The sequence below is a fragment of the Colwellia sp. PAMC 21821 genome, from assembly GCF_002077175.1.
GTDB lineage: Bacteria > Pseudomonadota > Gammaproteobacteria > Enterobacterales > Alteromonadaceae > Cognaticolwellia.
Genome location: NZ_CP014943.1, coordinates 2,916,489 through 2,934,874 on the forward strand (window position 1 = coordinate 2,916,489; position 18,386 = coordinate 2,934,874).

An 18,386-nucleotide genomic window follows, 5' to 3' on the forward strand; every position below is an offset into this window, starting at 1 on the left:
TTCACCTAACAACCCTTAATATTAAGTAATACCATTAAGTTGATTAATTAGCTGCTCATTTTTAATGGTTAAAATGAATAACTACTGACTAAATTTTATGCCTTGTAATTATCCATTTTCCACATGACAAAATTGATCACTTTATTAACCAAATTGGCTATGTCGTAGTTAATTGAGGCTACGCCCGTAAGTTACTACGTTACTCATATTATTTATCGGCAGGTTAATCGTTTAAAGCCATTATAAACGGGTGTTTATGAGCAATAATTTTTCTCAGCAACACTCAACTGGTACATAGCCAATCAAGTTGGTATAAATTATCTGCTAATGTTGATTCGTTAACATGAAGTGTCCGTATTATTAATTTTATCAGTAGCATACATAATGACATCCTATGACTAATATTTTTTTATTTGGAGGAATAGAACGCTTCATTAATCAAATGAGTAAAACTAAGAAGGTAAATACTACGATTAATGCGTAAACTTTACATACTATTGATTTTAAATAAGAACAGTTATTTTTTAAAGTTATGTTTTACATGGTTTTTATTTTTTTTACCGTTGGTCTAATATTTGCAAAATGATTATTTACTCAATATAGGCACTATCAAATGTAATAGGATAGATATTTGAATTACCCCTATGATTAAATTTTGGTAAAACATTGGTAGCAGCAATAGTAAAGCAGAGCGGTTACAAATAGTATTACAAAATGCTTAAGGAGTTCACTTGACCCGCGTAGCAAAACCTAAAATCGCCATAACTGGACCTAATAAATCAGGCACCATAGCTTGGCTTTTTACTGCTTTGAATATAAGGATTACCGGAGGAAAACCAGTTAGGGTAACTCCTGAAACTTTTGATGGAACGCTTGATTACGACGGCGTTATTATAGGTGGTGGTTCAGATATCCATCCTGAGCATTTCATTAAAGAAGACTCTCCTTCAGTGACACGCTCATTCTGGACCCAACTAAAAGAGTGTTTATTATATCCTATGGAGCTAATGAGCCATTTTAGTTCACACCAATATGACAAAGACCGTGACGATATGGAAATCCAATTCATTCGTTATGCTTTAGACAATAACCTACCACTTCTAGGTATTTGTCGTGGACATCAATTACTAAATGCAGAGTTGGGCGGCTCAATGTATGAATCGACCTTACCGCTTTTGAAAGAAAACGCTAGGATCCGCAGCCCTTTCCCGCGTAAAACTGTGCTCTACACGACTAACGACTCATTAATTTCTAGAATAGCTGGAGACGACCCTTTAAAAGTCAATGCAATACATTCTCAAGCCGTAGCTAAGCCAGCAGAAACTCTTAAAGTTACCGCTAAAGAAGAAGCGGGCATTAACCAAGTTATTGAAAGCAAAAATAGTGACAAGGTATTAGGGGTTCAATGGCATCCAGAATATTTATTTTATATGAAAGCTCACAGAAAAATTTTCAGCTGGCTAATACGAGAGGCTATAAAATGAAGAAGGCAAATATTATCAAGTTATGCGTATTTATCGGTGTTGTGATCGGGCTTTTAGCTCTGTATTTTCTAACACCGCTTAGTGACTACCTTGAAATAGATAAAATTAGCCAGTTAGCTAGCGATATACCTGATAATACCTTGACCGCTTTAATTTTCTTAGGTGTTTTCTTTATCGGAGGCTCTCTCCTCATCCCAATTCCATTAATGGCGTTTACGGTTAGCTTGGTATTTAATATCTGGATTAGCGTACTAATTTGCATCCCTGGTTTCCTTTTAGCAAGTTTAAGCGGCTACGGAATAGGACGTGCTATTGGGGGAGACTCTTTTGGCGAAGGGGTAAAAAAGCATACAGAGACATTAAAAGAAAAAATGGATGATAAAGGCGCTTGGGCTATCTTCGCATTGCGCCTAGCTCCCACTCCACCTTTTACCGTAACAAGCATTTTGGCAGGCTCACTTGAAATAAATATTTTCAAATTTATACTAGGCTCGACAATAGGCATTGCCCCTTTGGGCTTAAGCGCAATATTTTTTGGTAAAGGTGCGATAGAACTTATGAAAGAGCCCTCGGGTTTAGCAATAACATCGATTATAGCGGCCATTATTCTATTTGTTGTCTTTTTGTTATTAAGGAAGAAACAGGCAGAATAAGCATTCGAACAGCTATATTAAGGCGCAGGGCAAAGGCTCTATCCTTATATTTTATTAACAGAAGCGTATTTCTTGTAGTAAATATAGTTTTAATGATGATGAGTAAATACGGAAAATAATTTACCTTAAAAAATACCTGATTAAGGCTAAAAGGAGAGTAATGTGACAGCTTTAAATAAACATATATCGACATTAACCGTGCAAGGCAAAAACTATAAGTACTTTGACCTAACAACATTGCAAACAAATACAAAACGCTTGCCGTTAACGGCTAAAATATTACTAGAAAACTTGCTCCGCCACAGCGATGAAAAGTATGTGCAAGAAGAGGATATTCAAAATCTAGCTAAATGGGACACCGGCTCCTCTTCTAATACCGAAATAGCATTTGTGCCCTCTAGAGTTATTCTGCAAGATTTTACCGGCGTGCCTGCAGTGGTTGATTTAGCCGCTATGCGCAACGCGATGTTGGACCTAGGTGGCGATCCTAATAAAATTAATCCGCTTAAACCGGTAGATTTAGTGATTGATCATTCAATAATGGTAGATGAATTCGGCAAGGCTGACTCGTTTAAGCGTAATACTGAAATTGAGGTTGAGCGTAATAAAGAACGCTATCAGTTTTTAAAGTGGGGTCAGAGCGCATTCGATAATTTCAAAGTAGTGCCGCCAGGAAAAGGCATTGTACACCAAGTCAATTTGGAGTATTTGGCAAGAGTAACCTTTGTCGATGAACAGCAAGATACACCGTTACTTTACCCAGATACATTAGTCGGTACCGATTCACATACAACAATGATCAATGGCTTAGGTGTGCTTGGTTGGGGGTAGGTGGTATTGAAGCCGAAGCGGCCATGTTAGGTCAGCCTGTCACTATGCTAATACCTGAAGTGATTGGCATGGAATTAAAAGGTAAGTTACCTCCAGGAGCAACCGCGACCGACTTAGTGTTAGCGGTTACAGAGCAACTGCGAGCATTTGGCGTAGTGGGTAAATTTGTCGAATTTTTTGGTGCTGGCGTAAAACACTTAACTGTAGCCGATAGGGCGACACTGGCTAATATGTCGCCTGAGTATGGTGCCACCTGTGGCTTATTTCCTATTGACGAACAAACAACTAAATACCTAGCGTTAACCGGACGCAGTGAGCTACAAATTGAGATTATTGAAGCTTATTCAAAAGCACAAGGTATGTGGGGCAGTGAAGCACAAGAACATGCTGAGTATCATGCAACTCTCGCCATGGATTTAGACACTATTGTTCCTGCTATCGCTGGGCCGAAACGCCCGCAAGACAGAATTAATCTTGACCAAGCATCGACGGCGTTTCAGCGTTGGATAACCGAACAAAATGAATTGGCTATCGCGCCTAACGACAAGCAGAAAGCGAACTTTGATAGTGAAGGCGGTGTAGAAAATATTGGTTCAAAAACCAGCGTATCTTATCGTCATAATGAACAAGATTATGATCTTCATGAAGGCGCGGTAGTGATTGCTGCGATCACCAGTTGTACTAATACATCGAACCCATCTGTGTTGGTTGCTGCTGCGCTGTTAGCAAAAAAAGCCAATGAATTAGGACTTACCGTTAAACCCTGGGTTAAAACTAGTTTTGCCCCAGGCTCACAAGTAGTGACTGAATATCTCAATAAAGCAGGGCTATCTAAAGAGCTGGATAAAATGGGATTTAACTTGGTAGGTTACGGCTGTACCACCTGTATTGGTAATTCAGGACCATTACCCGAAGCTATTACTCATGCGATTAGGGAGGGTGATTTAACCGTAACATCGGTATTATCAGGTAATCGAAACTTTGAAGGGCGAATACACTCAGATGTTAAAGCAAACTACTTAGCATCACCACCGCTAGTGGTAGCCTATGCATTGGCGGGTAATATGAAAATTGATATTACCAAAGAGCCACTGGGTACTAGCAGTGCTGGCAAGCCAGTTTATTTGAAAGACTTATGGCCAAGCCAGCAAGAAATACAAGAGATTGTGACTCGAGTGGTCAATAAATCTATGTTCTCAGAGAAGTATGGCTCTGTTTATGACGGTGGCGATATATGGGAAAACCTTGATACTGTTGACGCCGATATTTATAACTGGCCAGAGAGTTCTTATGTTAAAAAACCGACATTTTTTGAAAATATGCCTCGGGAGCCTGAGCCAACTAAAGCGATTGAAAATGCGCGTTGTTTATTGAAATTGGCCGACAGTGTAACCACGGATCATATTTCACCCGCAGGCGCCATAGGCAAAGAAACTCCCGCTGCAGATTACCTTCGAGCTAATCAAGTTGAGCAAAAAGACTTTAACTCTTATGGCTCTAGACGAGGTAACCATGAAGTTATGATGCGCGGTACTTTTGCAAACGTTCGATTGAAAAATCAACTTGCTCCTGGCACTGAGGGTGGTTTTACACGTAAACAACCTAACGGTGAACAGATGACGGTGTTTGAGGCCGCGCATCAATATATTGCTGAGAATATTCCCACTATTGTTATTGCGGGCAAAGAATATGGTACGGGTAGTTCTCGAGATTGGGCCGCTAAAGGGCCGCTTTTATTGGGTGTAAAATCGGTTATCGCTGAGACCTATGAGCGGATCCATCGCTCTAACCTTATCGGCATGGGCATATTACCACTGCAGTTTAAGCAAGGCGAAGGTGCCAGCACTTACAATTTAGACGGTACAGAAAAGTTTTCTATTCAAGCGGTTGATGCTGGCCAGAAACAAGTGAAAGTAGAAGTTTTAAGAGCTAACGGCGAAAGCGTTATCTTTGAAACAGACATACGAATCGACACCCCAAATGAGTTCGAATATTTTCGCCATGGAGGTATCCTTCAATATGTCATCAGATCACTGCTTTAGGATAAACTAAGTAGATAAGGAGATTAGCCAGATAGGTCTAGTATGACTATCTGACTAATCACAAATAAGCTGTGAATTATATGATGAATATGTCGAAGTTGTAATGTTCAAACATGGTTTCATAAGTTTAATTTTAGTTAAGTTTAATGTTAATTAATTCAACTATTCCACCAAAGCTTTAGTCGCTAAGCCTAGTTCAAGTAAAGCCTTAAGGCAGCGTTTAGTCATAGTTTTTTACTATATTTTATAATTTTTTTGTGCATTAATTGCGGCTCAACACCAAGGCCAATTTATAGCTTTAATAGTATGATTGATTTCAAAAGGCTTCTACATAGAAGTAGAGCTTTGGTTTATTCTTAAGGTAATTGTGCTTTAAATAAAGACCTTCCTTGTGTGAATTTAATTGTCACTTATTGGTCTATTTATAATTTTAATTGGTATGACGCTTTACCATTGGTGCATTGAAAGCTGATCGGAATACTTTAACTCTTTCATCCACTCGTATAATTATCTAAAATGATATTATAAAAGTGCAGTTATCCATATACGCACTATAGAGTTAAGAGATAAATGAAAATGCTAGAAGTATTGTTAGAAAATGAATTTGGCCGTATTGAGTTATATGAGCTTGCCAAAGGTTTGCAAGCTTTGCGCTTTGTTCATCAAAAAGGTCAAGGTTCGGTAAGTTTATATGGTGGTCAAGTGCTTAGTTGGCAGCCTAATGAACAACAACCGGTATTTTGGCTCAGCGATACGAGTCATTATAGCTTAGGCAAGGCTATTCGTGGCGGTGTGCCGTTATGCTGGCCTTGGTTTGGTGGCGAAGTAAAGTTACCCAACGGTGAATTAAGTAAAGTAAGTAATCATGGCTTTGCTAGACAAAGTCAATGGCAAATTGCTGATATAAACATGTCAGATACAGCGGTTGAAATAACGCTGTCATTAATAGGTAAAGAGTTTTCTCCACATTGGCCAACCGCATGTGAATTAAGCCAAACACTGGTGTTTGACGAATCATTTCACCAAACGTTAACCATGACAAATTTATCAGATCAAGCGGTAGAATATACTGGCGCTTTGCACAGTTATTTTTGCGTTGGTAATTCACAGGAAACCGAAATTCCGGCCTTAAACGACGCGCTTTATGATGACAAAATTAGTGGTGAGAACGAACAAAAATCAACACTAAAAAATTGTTTGGGCCCAATTGATCGCATTTATCATAACTGCGATAAGATGGTTATTGTTGATAACAAGTGGCAACGTGAGATTGAAATACTGAGTAAAGGTTGTCAGCAGTGGGTGTTATGGAACCCGGGTAAAGATGGACGAAACATGATCGATCTACATGTCCAAGGTGAACACGAATTTGTTTGTCTAGAAGCGGCAAATACTGACTGGCAAGAGATAGCGAGTCAAAGCAGTGTCAGCATAAGCCAAACCATTAACTTGCATAATATAACCAGTTGATTAATTCTTTGCTCATTTTTAATGGTTAAAATAAAAAGCTACGACGTTATAAAATTTATAAGTAGAATAACTACTTATAAATTTATGACTTGTATTTATTCATTTTAACTCTTAAAAAAGTAGAGCATTTAAGTAGTCAAATTGATATTAATCGATAAACTTTCTTAGGCTGTTGTTAACAAAAAATATCGATAAATAAGTGAGATAGCGCAATTATTTATCGATAGCACAATTTATTTAGTTAAAAATAACACTTTTATTTCTGCCATCACTTTTTGCTTGGTACAGGGCTTTATCGGCGCCTTCGATATAATCTATGATGGTTTTATTTTCTAATGGTAATTCACAAATACCAAAGCTAATGGTGGTATTAAAGGTACCACTAGTGGTGGATATAGGAAAAGAAATGTCGGCAATGTTTTTTCTAATACGCTCAACAATAACATGTGCTTGTTTAGCGGTTGTTTCAGGTAATAACATCACGAATTCTTCGCCACCCCATCGGCCTACCACATCAACTTTTCTCAACGTTTGTGACAGCTGTTCAGAGATAATACGTAATACATCGTCACCCACTAAATGTCCGTAGGTGTCATTTATACTTTTAAAACTGTCAATGTCAGCTAGTACGAGACAAAGATTATCATTGCGGATAGCAATATCATCAAAGCGTGAATGTATATGGCTACGATTTGGAAGTTGGGTTAGGTGGTCGGTTTCAGCATGTTTAATTAATCGCGATTTTAAATAATTAATAATATTTAACAGCATCATATAAAAAATTATAGCGACGATAAAAAATAGTATGAAACGGCCGATAAATATTTTCCAATATTCACTTTGCTGCGCTGCAGGTGGTGAGACAATAAACATACGCCATTTAAGCTCTTGTATTGGCATTTGCGATATCAGCAAGCCATCATCTGAGGTGTACATGACCTCTGAGCTTAAGTTTTTATCTGCGGCGTTATTTTTGATCAGCGATTGATGCCATGGTAAGTCACTTAAGCGAGTCATTAAGTCTTTGCGATGATGGCTTTCAGATTTTATGATGCTATTTGAAGATAAGGTAATAATATTGTTGTGATCAACAAAATATAATTCAAAGCCAAAGCGTTCGTTGTATTCTTGAAATTTGCTGGCAAAATAATTTAGATCAAGAGCTACACCAGTAAAGCCAATGAATTCACCTTTAGAATTGCGAATTTTATTATCAAAATATAAATGTGGATTTTGTGCATTACCTATGTCGGTAAATTGTTCACCGGGTAAATCTTTAAGGCGGTTATACCACTCGGTATCTGAACTATTTAGTGTCGATTCTTTGCCATTAGAATCGACCATGAGGTTGTGTTTTTCTAAGGCGATAAAGGCAATCATATTATAGGATTTTGCTACCTTATCTAGATAAGAGACTAAATAGTTTGTATCTATTTCATCTTGACCAGCATAATCGATAACAAATTGATTTTTAGCCATGAAATTTGCAACATTCAAAGGCCGAAGTATTTCACTCGTTACTAAAGAAAATAACGGCGTTGTAGCACTTTGTACTTGTTTGTTGTGGCTATTTATAACGTCTTTTAGGGTGAAATAAGATGTTAAAATAACCGTAACTATTGTTACAAAAAATATTACTGCTATATAGCGATCAAATTTATTGCCTAACTTCATGGGGAATTAACATTACCGAGTTTTAATATTTACCAATTTATAACGCGGTTAGTAAATTTTAGCTACGGTTTTTATTAATATATTTATATTTCAATGGGATTAGAGAAAGGGTTTCAATCAGTCTATACGTAAATACTTATTTAATAGCCCTTGTGTAAAACTTGTTTTTAAATAAAAACCGCGAGGTAAGGTCATGAAAGGTTGCCCGTGGCGATTAAAAGCCTGAGTTTTTGCTTGGCTATTTGCTGCTTTTGGTCGCAGTTGCAATACTTGACCATGCTTGCCGTGAATATTTTCCACATCACCTAGCACTATCATGTCAGTAAGTTCTTGCCAGTCGAGAGCGAGTAAATGTTCTTCTTCTTGTGAAGGTGACCAAATAAAGGCTGTGCCGACAATACGTTCTGCAATCGGAATATTTCGCTCAGATATAACAGGTACCCATAAGACACGTGCAATTTTATTACGAATATGGCTTGTTTGCCATTGGGCGCCGACTAAGCCTGTTAATGGGGCAACGCAGACAAAGGTCGTTTCTAGAGGTTTACCTTGATAATTAATCGGTAATGATTTTAGTTCAATGCCTAAATGTGGAAAGTCGGGTTCTGGTCGAGAACCAGCGCTAGCACCTAATACTTGCTCTAACAGCAACCCAATCCAGCCTTTTTCGCGTTTAAGGTCTTTAGGCACTTGAACATTAATTGTTGCCGCAATTTCTCCTAACGACATACCGGCAAGGTTTTGTGCTCGCGTTAGTAATTCTGCTTCGTTTTTAGGGCTTTTTCCGCTATTCAATTTTTAATCTGCAGTCAATTTTGTATAGCTTATTATCATTCAGCTCTTAGGCTTTGAGCAAGGCAATTATTTTTAGTAATGTTTAAAACTTTGAATTGTTATGAGGTAACAATCGCTAATACCGGCATATTGTGATGATTTCTGTTAATAAAAGTTTGCCCAAAAGTGCAGAGTGTGGAAGAATCAAAGCATTATTAAATGCTGTCAGGAGTTCCTGTGATAGATGCCGAAGGCTATCGAGCTAACGTCGGCATAGTAATAATCAATGACAGGGGACAAGTATTTTGGGCAAGGCGTTTTGGTCAGCATTCTTGGCAATATCCACAAGGTGGGGTTGACGAGGGTGAGTCTGCAGAACAAACAATGTATCGGGAATTGGACGAAGAAGTTGGTTTAAAACCTGAGCATGTTAAAATTGTAGCGACTACTAAGCATTGGTTAAGATATAAATTACCGAAAAGGTTAATTAGGCACGAAAGCTTACCCGTATGTATTGGTCAAAAGCAGAAATGGTTTTTACTGCAATTGACAGCACCAGAATCAGCGGTTGATTTATTACATTCAAATCATCCTGAATTTGACGACTGGCGTTGGGTTTCATACTGGTATCCGGTCAGGCAAGTGGTGTCATTTAAACGCGAAGTTTATCGCAAGGTGATGAAAGAATTTGCTTTAGCGGCGATGCCTAGTTATCGCCAAGAACGTCGCCGACGCCGTGCTTAATTATTGTCTTAGATTATTATTATGACTTGTAAAATAGCTCACTTCGGTGAGCTATTTAGTTTAAAGTTATTTAGTTTAAAGTTATTTAGTTTGCAACGATAATATAACTAACATCATTAAGTTGTGCTTTATAAGCACAAGCCAATTCAATCATACTAGTTTGTATGATATCAATATGCATAAAAAAGAACTAATTTAAAGGGACGGTAATGCTCACTATTTTACGTCGAATTGTTCTAGAGTTTAGTCAAGCTTCGGAGCTTGATGAGGCATTATTACGCTTAGTTAGTCAGGTTAAATCTGCGCTTTCCACTCAATGTTGTTCGGTATACTTAGCCGATCACCAAAAACAACACTTCATTTTAATGGCCTCTAATGGCTTAGCCGAGAATGCTTTTGGTCGAACGAGTATTGGTTTCACTGAAGGGCTTGTTGGTTTAGTCGGACAACGTGAAGAACCAATCAATATTGCCAACGCCTGTTTACATCCAAATTTTATTCATGCTCCAGAAGTTGAAGAAGAAAATTTTAAGGCATTTTTAGGAACGCCGATTATTCATCAACGCAAAGTTTTGGGCATATTAACAGTACAACAAGAACAAGCCCGCGTTTTTAATGAAGATGAAGAAGCCTTTTTGGTTACTCTGTCTGCACAACTTGCAACGGTATTAGCCAGTGTTGAAGCGCAAGGTATGATAGATTTATACCATAGTAATCAAAGTGTAGGTAAAAGCATTGTTGGAATAGGCGGTTCTCCAGGCGTTGCTATTGGTGAGATGGTTGTTGTGTATCCCAAAGCTGATCTATCTACTGTAGCGGTTGAGAAAGTCAGTAATAGTGAGCAGCAGTTAACTATTTTTAATGACGGAGTAAGTCGGACAATCGCTGAGTTTTCTCAGATGAGTGAGAAGTTAAAAGCAATAATAACAGATAGCAGCCTCGATATCTTTGATGTTTATAAACAGTTGATTGAAGGCGATAATTTTAAAATTGAAGTGATTGCTAAAATTCAGTCAGGCTGGAATGCTCAAAGTGCACTCAAACTGGTCGTTGACCACTATGTTATGCAGTTTGAAGCTTTAGACGATGAATATTTACGTGAGCGTGCTTATGATATTAAAGATTTAGGTAATCGCTTATTAAATAACATTAAAAATATGGACGGGCTTGAACAACAGCTACCTAAACAATTCATATTAGTCGCAGAAGATGTCAGTGCGTCGATGCTTGCTGAATATCAACATCTTGGTTTATTAGGTATTGTTTCAATAACCGGCTCAAATAATTCTCATACCGCCATTCTTGCGAAAGCGCTGAATATCCCTGCGATTATGGGGGTTGATTACCTCGCCATTCGTCAGTTACATAAAAAAAATGCGGTTTTAGACGGTTACGCTTATCAACTATATGTTAACCCCGGTGATGCGCTGATTAAAGAGTATCGTCATATTTTAGCCGCAGAAGATTTACTGAACGCACAAGTAAAAGAGGCTGAGCATTTACCTGCGTCGACAAAAGACGGTCATAGCGTGAGCTTACTGATAAATGCAGGGTTATCTGCGGGATTTGAATACTCACAAAATGTTGGTGCTGACGGTGTCGGTTTGTATCGCACTGAAATCCCATTTATGAACCGTAGCTGTTTTCCGTCTGAGGCGGAGCAAACTGCATTGTATAGAGAAGTGTTAGCGTCATTTGCAGGCAAGCCTGTCACTATGCGTACTCTAGATGTTGGTGGTGATAAATCGTTACCTTATTTCCCCATTATTGAAGCGAATCCTTTTTTAGGTTGGCGTGGAATTCGTATTACCTTAGATCACCCGGAAATATTTTTAGTACAAATACGTGCGATGATGAAAGCTAATCATGGTTTGGGTAACTTAGCTATAATGTTACCCATGATCTCAAGTATTACTGAAGTAGATGAAGCGATTAGGCTTATTAATCAAGCGTATTATGAACTAACAACGGAATTGTTTTGTAATGAAAGTGACGTCTTAGTTAGGCCAAAAGTTGGTGTGATGATCGAAGTGCCTGGCATTATTTTTCAACTTGAAGATTTAGCCGATAAAGTTGATTTTTTCTCGGTCGGTAGTAATGATTTAACGCAGTATTTATTAGCTGTAGACCGTAATAATAGCCGTGTAGCGAGTTTATATGATTTTTACCATCCTGCCGTCCTTCGTTCGCTGTACTATATTGCACAAAAAAGCAAAAAGCGAAATGTACCTCTAAGTATCTGTGGAGAGTTGGCAAATGAACCTACAGGGGCGCTTATACTTATAGCAATGGGGTATACAAATTTAAGTATGAGTGCACACAGTCTAGCAAAAGTTAAATGGGTGATTCGTCATGTTGAGTATCACGATTTAAAACAAATTTTAGCGCAAGTATTGAGCTTTACAACTACCGCCAGTGTTCACAGTTACATGCATGAGCAGTTAGTTAAATTAGGTTTAGGAGACTTTGTTCATGCGAGATTACAGTAAATTTCCCAAGGCTTTTGTTGTGCCACTTTACATTGAGTAATTTTGATGTTTATTAGTGTTTTCTTAGCTTGTGCCTTGTTGGGCGCTATTGTTGGTTTCTTTGCCGGCCTACTCGGTATTGGTGGCGGGCTAATTATAGTGCCCGTTTTAGTCTATTTATTACCATTATTGGGCATAAGTGCTGAACTTGCCTTTCCTATGGCGCTTGCAACATCATTAGCTTCTATAATATTTACTTCTACGTCGGCTGCATTTGCCCATCATAAAAATGGTAATATTCCATGGCCACTAGCAAAAAGCCTTGTGATAACGGTGGCAATTGGTGCTGTACTGGGTGCTGTTCTTGCAGGGTTGCTGTCATTAAAGGCGTTAACAATTATATTTTCTAGTGCGGTACTTATTTTAGCGCTGTACATGTTTTTGTCTATTAAAGTCGAGCGCAGCGTGCCGTTACCCTCAAAATGGTGGTTACAGTTCATTGGCTTGTTTACTGGCGTGCTAGCAAGCTTAATGGGGATTGCAGGCGGGGCAATATTGGTACCTATTTTAATGTATTGCTCATTGTCTATGCGACAAGCTATAGGTGTTGCGACAGCTTGTGGCATTATTGTCGCTTTATTTGGTACTTTGGGTTACATCTTTATTGGTTTAGGGCAAAGCGACCTGCCGCCATGGAGTATCGGTTATATCTACTTGCCGGCTTTATTAGGGATTGTTTTAACTTCGTCTTTATTCGCGCCAATTGGTGTAAAGGCGGGGGCTAAATTGACTTTACCTTATTTGAAAAAAGGCTTCGCAATATTTTTGATGTTAGTTGCCATTAAAATGATGTGGTATTAGCGAAAAAAACACACACGTCCATTCGAATAATTTTGCCTAGCTGCCAATAAGCAGACATAACTTTTCCGACAAATTCATGCCAAATAATGCCAAGTACTGATAAACTGCAAGTATTGTAGATCCGTAGTAAATATTTTTGTTCTAATGTTACGATTGGCATCAACTATCTATTCTTATAAATAACGTTAAAGGAAAACCTAGTGAAAGCATATCTTGATTTAATGCGCCATGTTAGAGACGAAGGGGTTGAAAAATCTGATCGTACGGGCACTGGCACTAAAAGTATATTTGGTCATCAAATGCGTTTTGATCTTTCGAAAGGTTTTCCGTTAGTAACGACGAAAAAATGTCATCTTAAATCGATAATTCATGAATTATTATGGTTTATTAAAGGTGAGTCTAATATTGCCTATTTAAAGCAAAATGGCGTAAAAATTTGGGATGCTTGGGCAACCGAAGAAGGTGAACTTGGTCCTGTATATGGCGTACAATGGCGTAATTGGCCAGCGCAGAACGGCGAAACAATTGACCAATTAGCACAACTTATAGATGATTTAAAAAATAATCCAGACTCACGTCGACATATTATTACCGCGTGGAACCCCGCGTTATTGCCTGATACATCAATAAGCCCTGATGCTAATGCTGCAATAGGTAAACAAGCTTTGCCGCCGTGCCATACCTTGTTTCAGTTTTATGTCTTAAATGGCAAGTTAAGCTGTCAGTTATATCAAAGAAGTGCTGATATTTTTCTTGGAGTACCCTTTAATATCGCAAGTTATGCCTTGTTTACCATGATGATTGCGCAAGTTTGTGATTTGCAGTTAGGAGATTTTGTACATACCTTTGGTGATGCGCATTTGTATTTAAACCATCTTGAACAAGTTGATGAGCAATTATCACGCGAGCCTTTACCATTGCCAAATATGTGGATTAATCCTGAAGTTAAAAGTATTTTTGATTTTACTTTTGAAGATTTTGAGCTACAAAACTATCAAGCTCATCCGCATATTAAAGCTGCTATTTCAGTATAGACTTTTGTCATAATCGAGTTTCAACAACATTTTCAGTAAAAGAGTGTATTGCGCGCTCTTTTTTTTGCTAAAAAATCAGACGAAAATCATTAATTCTCTATATACAACTTTATGTTCACCATGTTTATCGTATCAATTGATATAAGTAATCCATCATTTCAAAATGGCCTACATATCTGCGAAGCCTACAAGGCTGCTCCTAGCCATCTCGGTAATTGCTTCTGTGTGACCTATAATGACTTAAATCCATGTAAGTGTAAGGCTCCACGGCATCGGTAAATATTTTGGTCTATGCTGGTGTGTATGTTTTGTTTAGAGCAGTAAATAGGTGTACTTAAATATTTATCCTCATTTACAATAGATCAATTATATATTTGTGTTAATAGCATTTAGATGAAAATAGAGGGATGAAAATTATACTTCTAATTGCTTAAATTTCAATGTACTGTATTAATCGCTGTATTTGTAAACGCTAATATTAAGGAAAGTTTATGGGCGCTGAAAACGCACTTTATATCATACTCGTCGAAAAAATTAGACAAGATGCTTTAGTGCTACCTACCTTACCAGAAGTTGCTTTGAAAGTTAGACAAGCCGCAGATGATCCAGAAATTAGCTTAGGAAAAATGAGTGAAATTATTAGCCACGATGCAGCATTATCATTAGGTATGTTGAAGGTGGCGAACAGTGTTGCATATGGGCGAGAAGTTAAGACTGAGTCGGTTAGCAAAGCTGTTACTCGTATTGGCCTAAGACAAATTAAAAGCATAGCTACGGCGATGGCCGTTGAACAAATGTTTGTCTCTGACAACCCTGTTATTGACGAGTATATGCGAAGTTCGTGGCAAAAAACCGTAGCTGTTTCCTCGGTTGCAATCGCACTTATGACGATATATTTACAAAAGAATAAACAAACACCACTTACCCTAGAAACTTTAACTTTATCCGCACTTATACATAATATTGGTGTTTTGCCAATATTAACTGAAGCGGAAGGTCATCCAACGGTATTTGCTAAACCGGCATTTTTAAATAAAGCGATTGTTAAGTTTTCCCATATCATTGGTGCTGAAATGACAAAAGCTTGGGGATTTTCAGAAGACTATACTGAATTAGTGTTGTCATGGAACGATTTGAGCTTTTTGCCAAAAGATGTGCATTATATCGACTTCATTCGAGCGGGAGCTGTGTATCATGAAATTTTTAAAAATGAATCTACAAGAGACTTTTTACTTAGAAGCTATGTTGATAAAGGTATTTTACCCAAGCTAAATTTTATGGCATCAGCAGAATTTAGTGACGTGTTAGTAAAAGCTAGAGCGATGTTTTAAAATTATAACCGGCGAAAGCGACATGTAAATATATACTAAAAAGGCGCTATTCAGCGCCTTTTTTAACAACTAACTTTATTCATTTATAGTTATGCTTCTAAATAATCGCTTGCTTTAAGTGAAAATTCAGCCAATAAATTGTCTATAAATCGGTTTAATTCGCCTGCCATCAAGGCAAAGTCAGCATCAAGTTTGGCGACTACGTCGTCACTATCAATGTCGTCATTTTGCTCTTGAATAACGTCATAAAACTTAAGACGTTTCACTGCCAAGTCGTCACATAATATAAACGACAACGATTCATCCCACTCTAGGGCCACTTTTACAACATATTTGTCGGCATCTAAATGTGCTTTAATTTCTTCGCTAGTGAGGTCTTGGTTTTTAACTCTTACTACAGCACCGTCATCGCCTAAGGCGTTGAACTCTGCCTCCATACCTAATTGAAAGTTAGCACCCAAGTTACTTTCTACTAACCATTCAGTCATTAATTCATCAGGGGCTTTTTCTGGTGACGGCGTTGTTACGGGTAAAGTGCCAAGTGATTTACGTAACAGCGCTAAAAAGTCTTCAGCTTTGCCGCGACTACTGGTATCGATAACAATAATGTTATGAACAGAGTTGATATAAGCACGAGTATCACTATAGCGAGAAAATGCTCGCGGTAGTAATTCAAAAATAATATCTTCTTTAAACTGTTCTTTCTCTTTTTTAGTGGCGCCGCGTGATTGTTCTGCTTCTAATTGCGCTACTTTTTGCTCGATCATGTCTTTTACAACAGGAGCGGGAAGAATTTTTTCTTCCTTACGTGCGCATAACAAGTAGTTACCGTTTACCGCGTGAACAGTTGTATCGCCATGCTTACCTAATGCATTTACCCAGCCAAAATGAGATTGCTCAGTAGAGGCACAAGGAGTAAATAAATGCTCAGATAATTGTTTCTCTAAATCTTCTTCAGAACATTCAAAAGGGCGAGTAAAGGCAAAAAAGTATAGGTTTTTAAACCACATTAAAATAATCCTATGCCCTTAAAAGTGGGCGAATAATTGAAAAACGAGGGCTATATTACCGTATTTACTTGCATCACGCACGCCTTAAACTAATAGAGGTAACTTATTGTCCACTCATCGCAGATTATCAAACTTGATATCGTAAATTAGGCCTTTTTCTAGTGTCGAACTGGCACTGACACTACCATTTAAGGTGTCGTTTACTAAGTTATGAACTATGTGCGTACCTAAGCCTGTACCGCCTCTATTTCCTGCTGTGGTGTAAAATGGGTCAAAGAGATGTATTAATTGTTCGTCAGATACACCATGACCGTTGTCTTGATATATTACATGAACATGTTGACCGTTTATTTTAACTAATATGGTGATTTCACCGTGATTTATGTCTTTAAAGCCATGAATGACTGAATTTATGATCAGATTGGTGAAAATTTGAGAAATAGCGCCAGCATGGCAATATATTTCAGCGTCATCAGGGCAATCTACCTTAATGCTATGATTAGTTTTTTTTAGTTTTGGCTGCAATGAATGAATGATTTCATCAATATACTTGGCCAGATTGATCTGTCGAATTTTTTCACTGATTTGGTCTGCCGCAACTTGCTTATAGCTAGAAACTAATTCAGATGCACGTTCTAGGTTATTTAACACTAAATTAAGCCCTTGCTCAGAATGCTCGGTAAAGTCATTAAGCACTCGTTTGGAGAGTTTATTTTGTTCTATGTCGAGTTTTAGCTTAGTCAGTAAATCTGCCAGATAAGACGTGGACGTTATACTGACACCTATTGGGGTATTTATTTCATGAGTAACTTCTGCTGACATACTACCAAGTACCGCCATCTTTTCGGCGTCAAGCAAACGCTCTTGGGCTTTTTTTAATGCGATAATAGAGCTTTTTAATTCGTGATTTGTTTCTAGCAGGGTTTTTTCTGTCATGCTTCTGCGGCTATTTTCTGCTTGCAGTTTAGCTTGTTGATCTAACAACTCGCGTTGCTGCATTTCCATTTTCAGCATGGTGGTACTAAGTGAAGACGTTTTACGGGCCACTTCTTGTTCAAGCATCAAGTTTTGTTCATCAAGTTTACTGTTAGCGGTTATAACTTTGGTTTGTGCTAAAGCGAGCTTTTCTTTATAAGCGACCAGTTCATCAATTAAATTATTGTAAGCATTTTGCAGAATATTTAATTCGTTATTTTCATAGTTAATTACATGCAGTTTAGAGGCTTCAGGATCATCGATGTCAAATTGATTGATTTGTTCTGTCAGTTCATTCAGTGGATTAGTTAAAAGGCTTGAAAAGGCTAAAGAAAACAATAATACCAAGGCGGCTGTTTTAACCATTGCATTACCGATAAGAAAATATATACCGACTTGTATGCGGTTAAAAATAACCTCGTTGCTAGATAATAGAGTGACTGAACCAACTCTAGTAGTACGACCTGAAAATTCAAATATCAATGGGAAACCATGACCAAATAAACCTGAGCCATGTGAGGTAACGTTAAAATATTTACGGTTATTGTCCTCGTCGTCAATCGACTCTAGGAAAAGGGTTTCTTTATCGGCTGATATGCCCAGTTGGGCGATAAGCTGATTATTTTCATCGGTAATCGTAATACCTTTAATCATGGGAATAGCAACTAAACCTTCTGCTATTGTGACTGCTTGCTGGGTATTAAGCTCCCATACCGCTCGGGTTAAACTGCCACTAAAGGTTTTTTCAAGCGTTAATAGCTCATTAGCAATGTGATTTTTGGTATTGATGTACTCAGCACCAATCTGCACGCAAGTTACGATAAATGTCAGGACAAAGTAAAATGACAATACGCGTGTTAGTAATTTCCGTGACAGGCTAGTTGCTTTCATTAAATATTTCTTTTATTTAGTGTTTCTTGATTCTAGCGGTTTTCAATCGGGTTAAAAGTTTTTTTTAAAATACAGCTGCTTTTAATCAATAAATTGATAATTAGAGATATACTATCTTCTTAGTATTAAACATCAAATATACGG

General features: G+C 37.8%; 12 protein-coding genes and 1 pseudogene. 9 read left to right on the top strand and 4 right to left on the bottom strand.

Annotated elements, in window-relative coordinates:
- Nucleotides 1-731: 731 nt before the first annotated feature.
- The 4 genes and pseudogenes from A3Q33_RS12420 (at nucleotide 732) to A3Q33_RS12435 (ending at nucleotide 6,480) form a co-directional block, all read left to right on the top strand.
- Complete coding sequence (locus tag A3Q33_RS12420; RefSeq protein ID WP_081180225.1) at nucleotides 732-1,484, top strand: gamma-glutamyl-gamma-aminobutyrate hydrolase family protein; 753 nt, start codon at nucleotides 732-734, stop codon at nucleotides 1,482-1,484.
- On the top strand, nucleotides 1,481-2,137 hold the full coding sequence (locus tag A3Q33_RS12425) for a TVP38/TMEM64 family protein (protein WP_196797952.1): 657 nt from the start codon (nucleotides 1,481-1,483) through the stop codon (nucleotides 2,135-2,137). Before A3Q33_RS12420 ends, A3Q33_RS12425 begins: the two co-directional genes overlap by 4 nt.
- Nucleotides 2,138-2,299: 162 nt before the next feature.
- Nucleotides 2,300-5,010 (top strand): annotated as a pseudogene (gene acnA, locus A3Q33_RS12430) (aconitate hydratase AcnA).
- Nucleotides 5,011-5,580: 570 nt separating this feature from the next.
- Nucleotides 5,581-6,480: a D-hexose-6-phosphate mutarotase gene (locus A3Q33_RS12435; RefSeq protein WP_081180227.1), complete on the top strand. Its 900-nt coding sequence runs from the start codon at nucleotides 5,581-5,583 to the stop codon at nucleotides 6,478-6,480.
- 237 nt (nucleotides 6,481-6,717) lie between these two features.
- Here A3Q33_RS12435 and A3Q33_RS12440 read toward each other — a convergent pair whose 3' ends face one another.
- Both A3Q33_RS12440 and mutH read right to left on the bottom strand, forming a co-directional pair.
- Nucleotides 6,718-8,154, bottom strand: a complete 1,437-nt coding sequence (locus tag A3Q33_RS12440; RefSeq protein WP_081180228.1) for a sensor domain-containing diguanylate cyclase — start codon at nucleotides 8,152-8,154, stop codon at nucleotides 6,718-6,720.
- 117 nt (nucleotides 8,155-8,271) lie between these two features.
- Nucleotides 8,272-8,883 carry a DNA mismatch repair endonuclease MutH gene (mutH, locus tag A3Q33_RS12445; protein WP_231295857.1) on the bottom strand — a complete coding sequence of 204 codons (612 nt, stop codon included), beginning with the start codon at nucleotides 8,881-8,883 and terminating at the stop codon, nucleotides 8,272-8,274.
- A gap of 282 nt (nucleotides 8,884-9,165) precedes the next feature.
- Between mutH and rppH the strand changes: the two genes are divergently transcribed.
- From rppH to A3Q33_RS12475, 5 genes are all read left to right on the top strand, one after another.
- Entirely contained in the window at nucleotides 9,166-9,672 is a 507-nt protein-coding gene (rppH, locus tag A3Q33_RS12450) for an RNA pyrophosphohydrolase (protein ID WP_081182575.1), read from the top strand.
- A 209-nt stretch (nucleotides 9,673-9,881) separates the two neighbouring features.
- Entirely contained in the window at nucleotides 9,882-12,161 is a 2,280-nt protein-coding gene (gene ptsP / locus A3Q33_RS12455) for a phosphoenolpyruvate--protein phosphotransferase (protein ID WP_081180230.1), read from the top strand.
- A gap of 45 nt (nucleotides 12,162-12,206) precedes the next feature.
- The gene (locus A3Q33_RS12460; protein ID WP_081180231.1) at nucleotides 12,207-13,001 is read left to right on the top strand and encodes a sulfite exporter TauE/SafE family protein; all 795 of its coding nucleotides are present in this window, start codon (nucleotides 12,207-12,209) and stop codon (nucleotides 12,999-13,001) included.
- A gap of 200 nt (nucleotides 13,002-13,201) precedes the next feature.
- Nucleotides 13,202-14,035: a thymidylate synthase gene (locus A3Q33_RS12470; RefSeq protein WP_081180233.1), complete on the top strand. Its 834-nt coding sequence runs from the start codon at nucleotides 13,202-13,204 to the stop codon at nucleotides 14,033-14,035.
- 491 nt (nucleotides 14,036-14,526) lie between these two features.
- The gene (locus tag A3Q33_RS12475; RefSeq protein WP_081180234.1) at nucleotides 14,527-15,366 is read left to right on the top strand and encodes an HDOD domain-containing protein; all 840 of its coding nucleotides are present in this window, start codon (nucleotides 14,527-14,529) and stop codon (nucleotides 15,364-15,366) included.
- An 89-nt stretch (nucleotides 15,367-15,455) separates the two neighbouring features.
- Here the strand turns inward: A3Q33_RS12475 and rdgC are convergent, their stop codons facing one another.
- Nucleotides 15,456-16,376, bottom strand: a complete 921-nt coding sequence (gene rdgC / locus A3Q33_RS12480; RefSeq protein ID WP_081180235.1) for a recombination-associated protein RdgC — start codon at nucleotides 16,374-16,376, stop codon at nucleotides 15,456-15,458.
- Between the two features lie 114 nt (nucleotides 16,377-16,490).
- Nucleotides 16,491-18,242, bottom strand: coding sequence for a sensor histidine kinase (locus A3Q33_RS12485; protein ID WP_081180236.1), 1,752 nt, complete (start codon nucleotides 18,240-18,242; stop codon nucleotides 16,491-16,493).
- Between the last annotated feature and the right edge of the window lie 144 nt (nucleotides 18,243-18,386).

Excerpts from the sequence above, each read along its gene's own strand:
- A3Q33_RS12425 (WP_196797952.1), top strand. The coding sequence starts at position 1,481 with ATGAAGAAGGCAAATATTATCAAGTTATGCGTATTTATCGGTGTTGTG.
- rdgC (WP_081180235.1), bottom strand. The coding sequence starts at position 16,376 with ATGTGGTTTAAAAACCTATACTTTTTTGCCTTTACTCGCCCTTTTGAA.
- A3Q33_RS12435 (WP_081180227.1), top strand. The coding sequence starts at position 5,581 with ATGAAAATGCTAGAAGTATTGTTAGAAAATGAATTTGGCCGTATTGAG.
- A3Q33_RS12485 (WP_081180236.1), bottom strand. The coding sequence starts at position 18,242 with ATGAAAGCAACTAGCCTGTCACGGAAATTACTAACACGCGTATTGTCA.
- A3Q33_RS12440 (WP_081180228.1), bottom strand. The coding sequence starts at position 8,154 with ATGAAGTTAGGCAATAAATTTGATCGCTATATAGCAGTAATATTTTTT.
- A3Q33_RS12460 (WP_081180231.1), top strand. The coding sequence starts at position 12,207 with ATGTTTATTAGTGTTTTCTTAGCTTGTGCCTTGTTGGGCGCTATTGTT.
- A3Q33_RS12475 (WP_081180234.1), top strand. The coding sequence starts at position 14,527 with ATGGGCGCTGAAAACGCACTTTATATCATACTCGTCGAAAAAATTAGA.
- ptsP (WP_081180230.1), top strand. The coding sequence starts at position 9,882 with ATGCTCACTATTTTACGTCGAATTGTTCTAGAGTTTAGTCAAGCTTCG.
- mutH (WP_231295857.1), bottom strand. The coding sequence starts at position 8,883 with ATGTCGTTAGGAGAAATTGCGGCAACAATTAATGTTCAAGTGCCTAAA.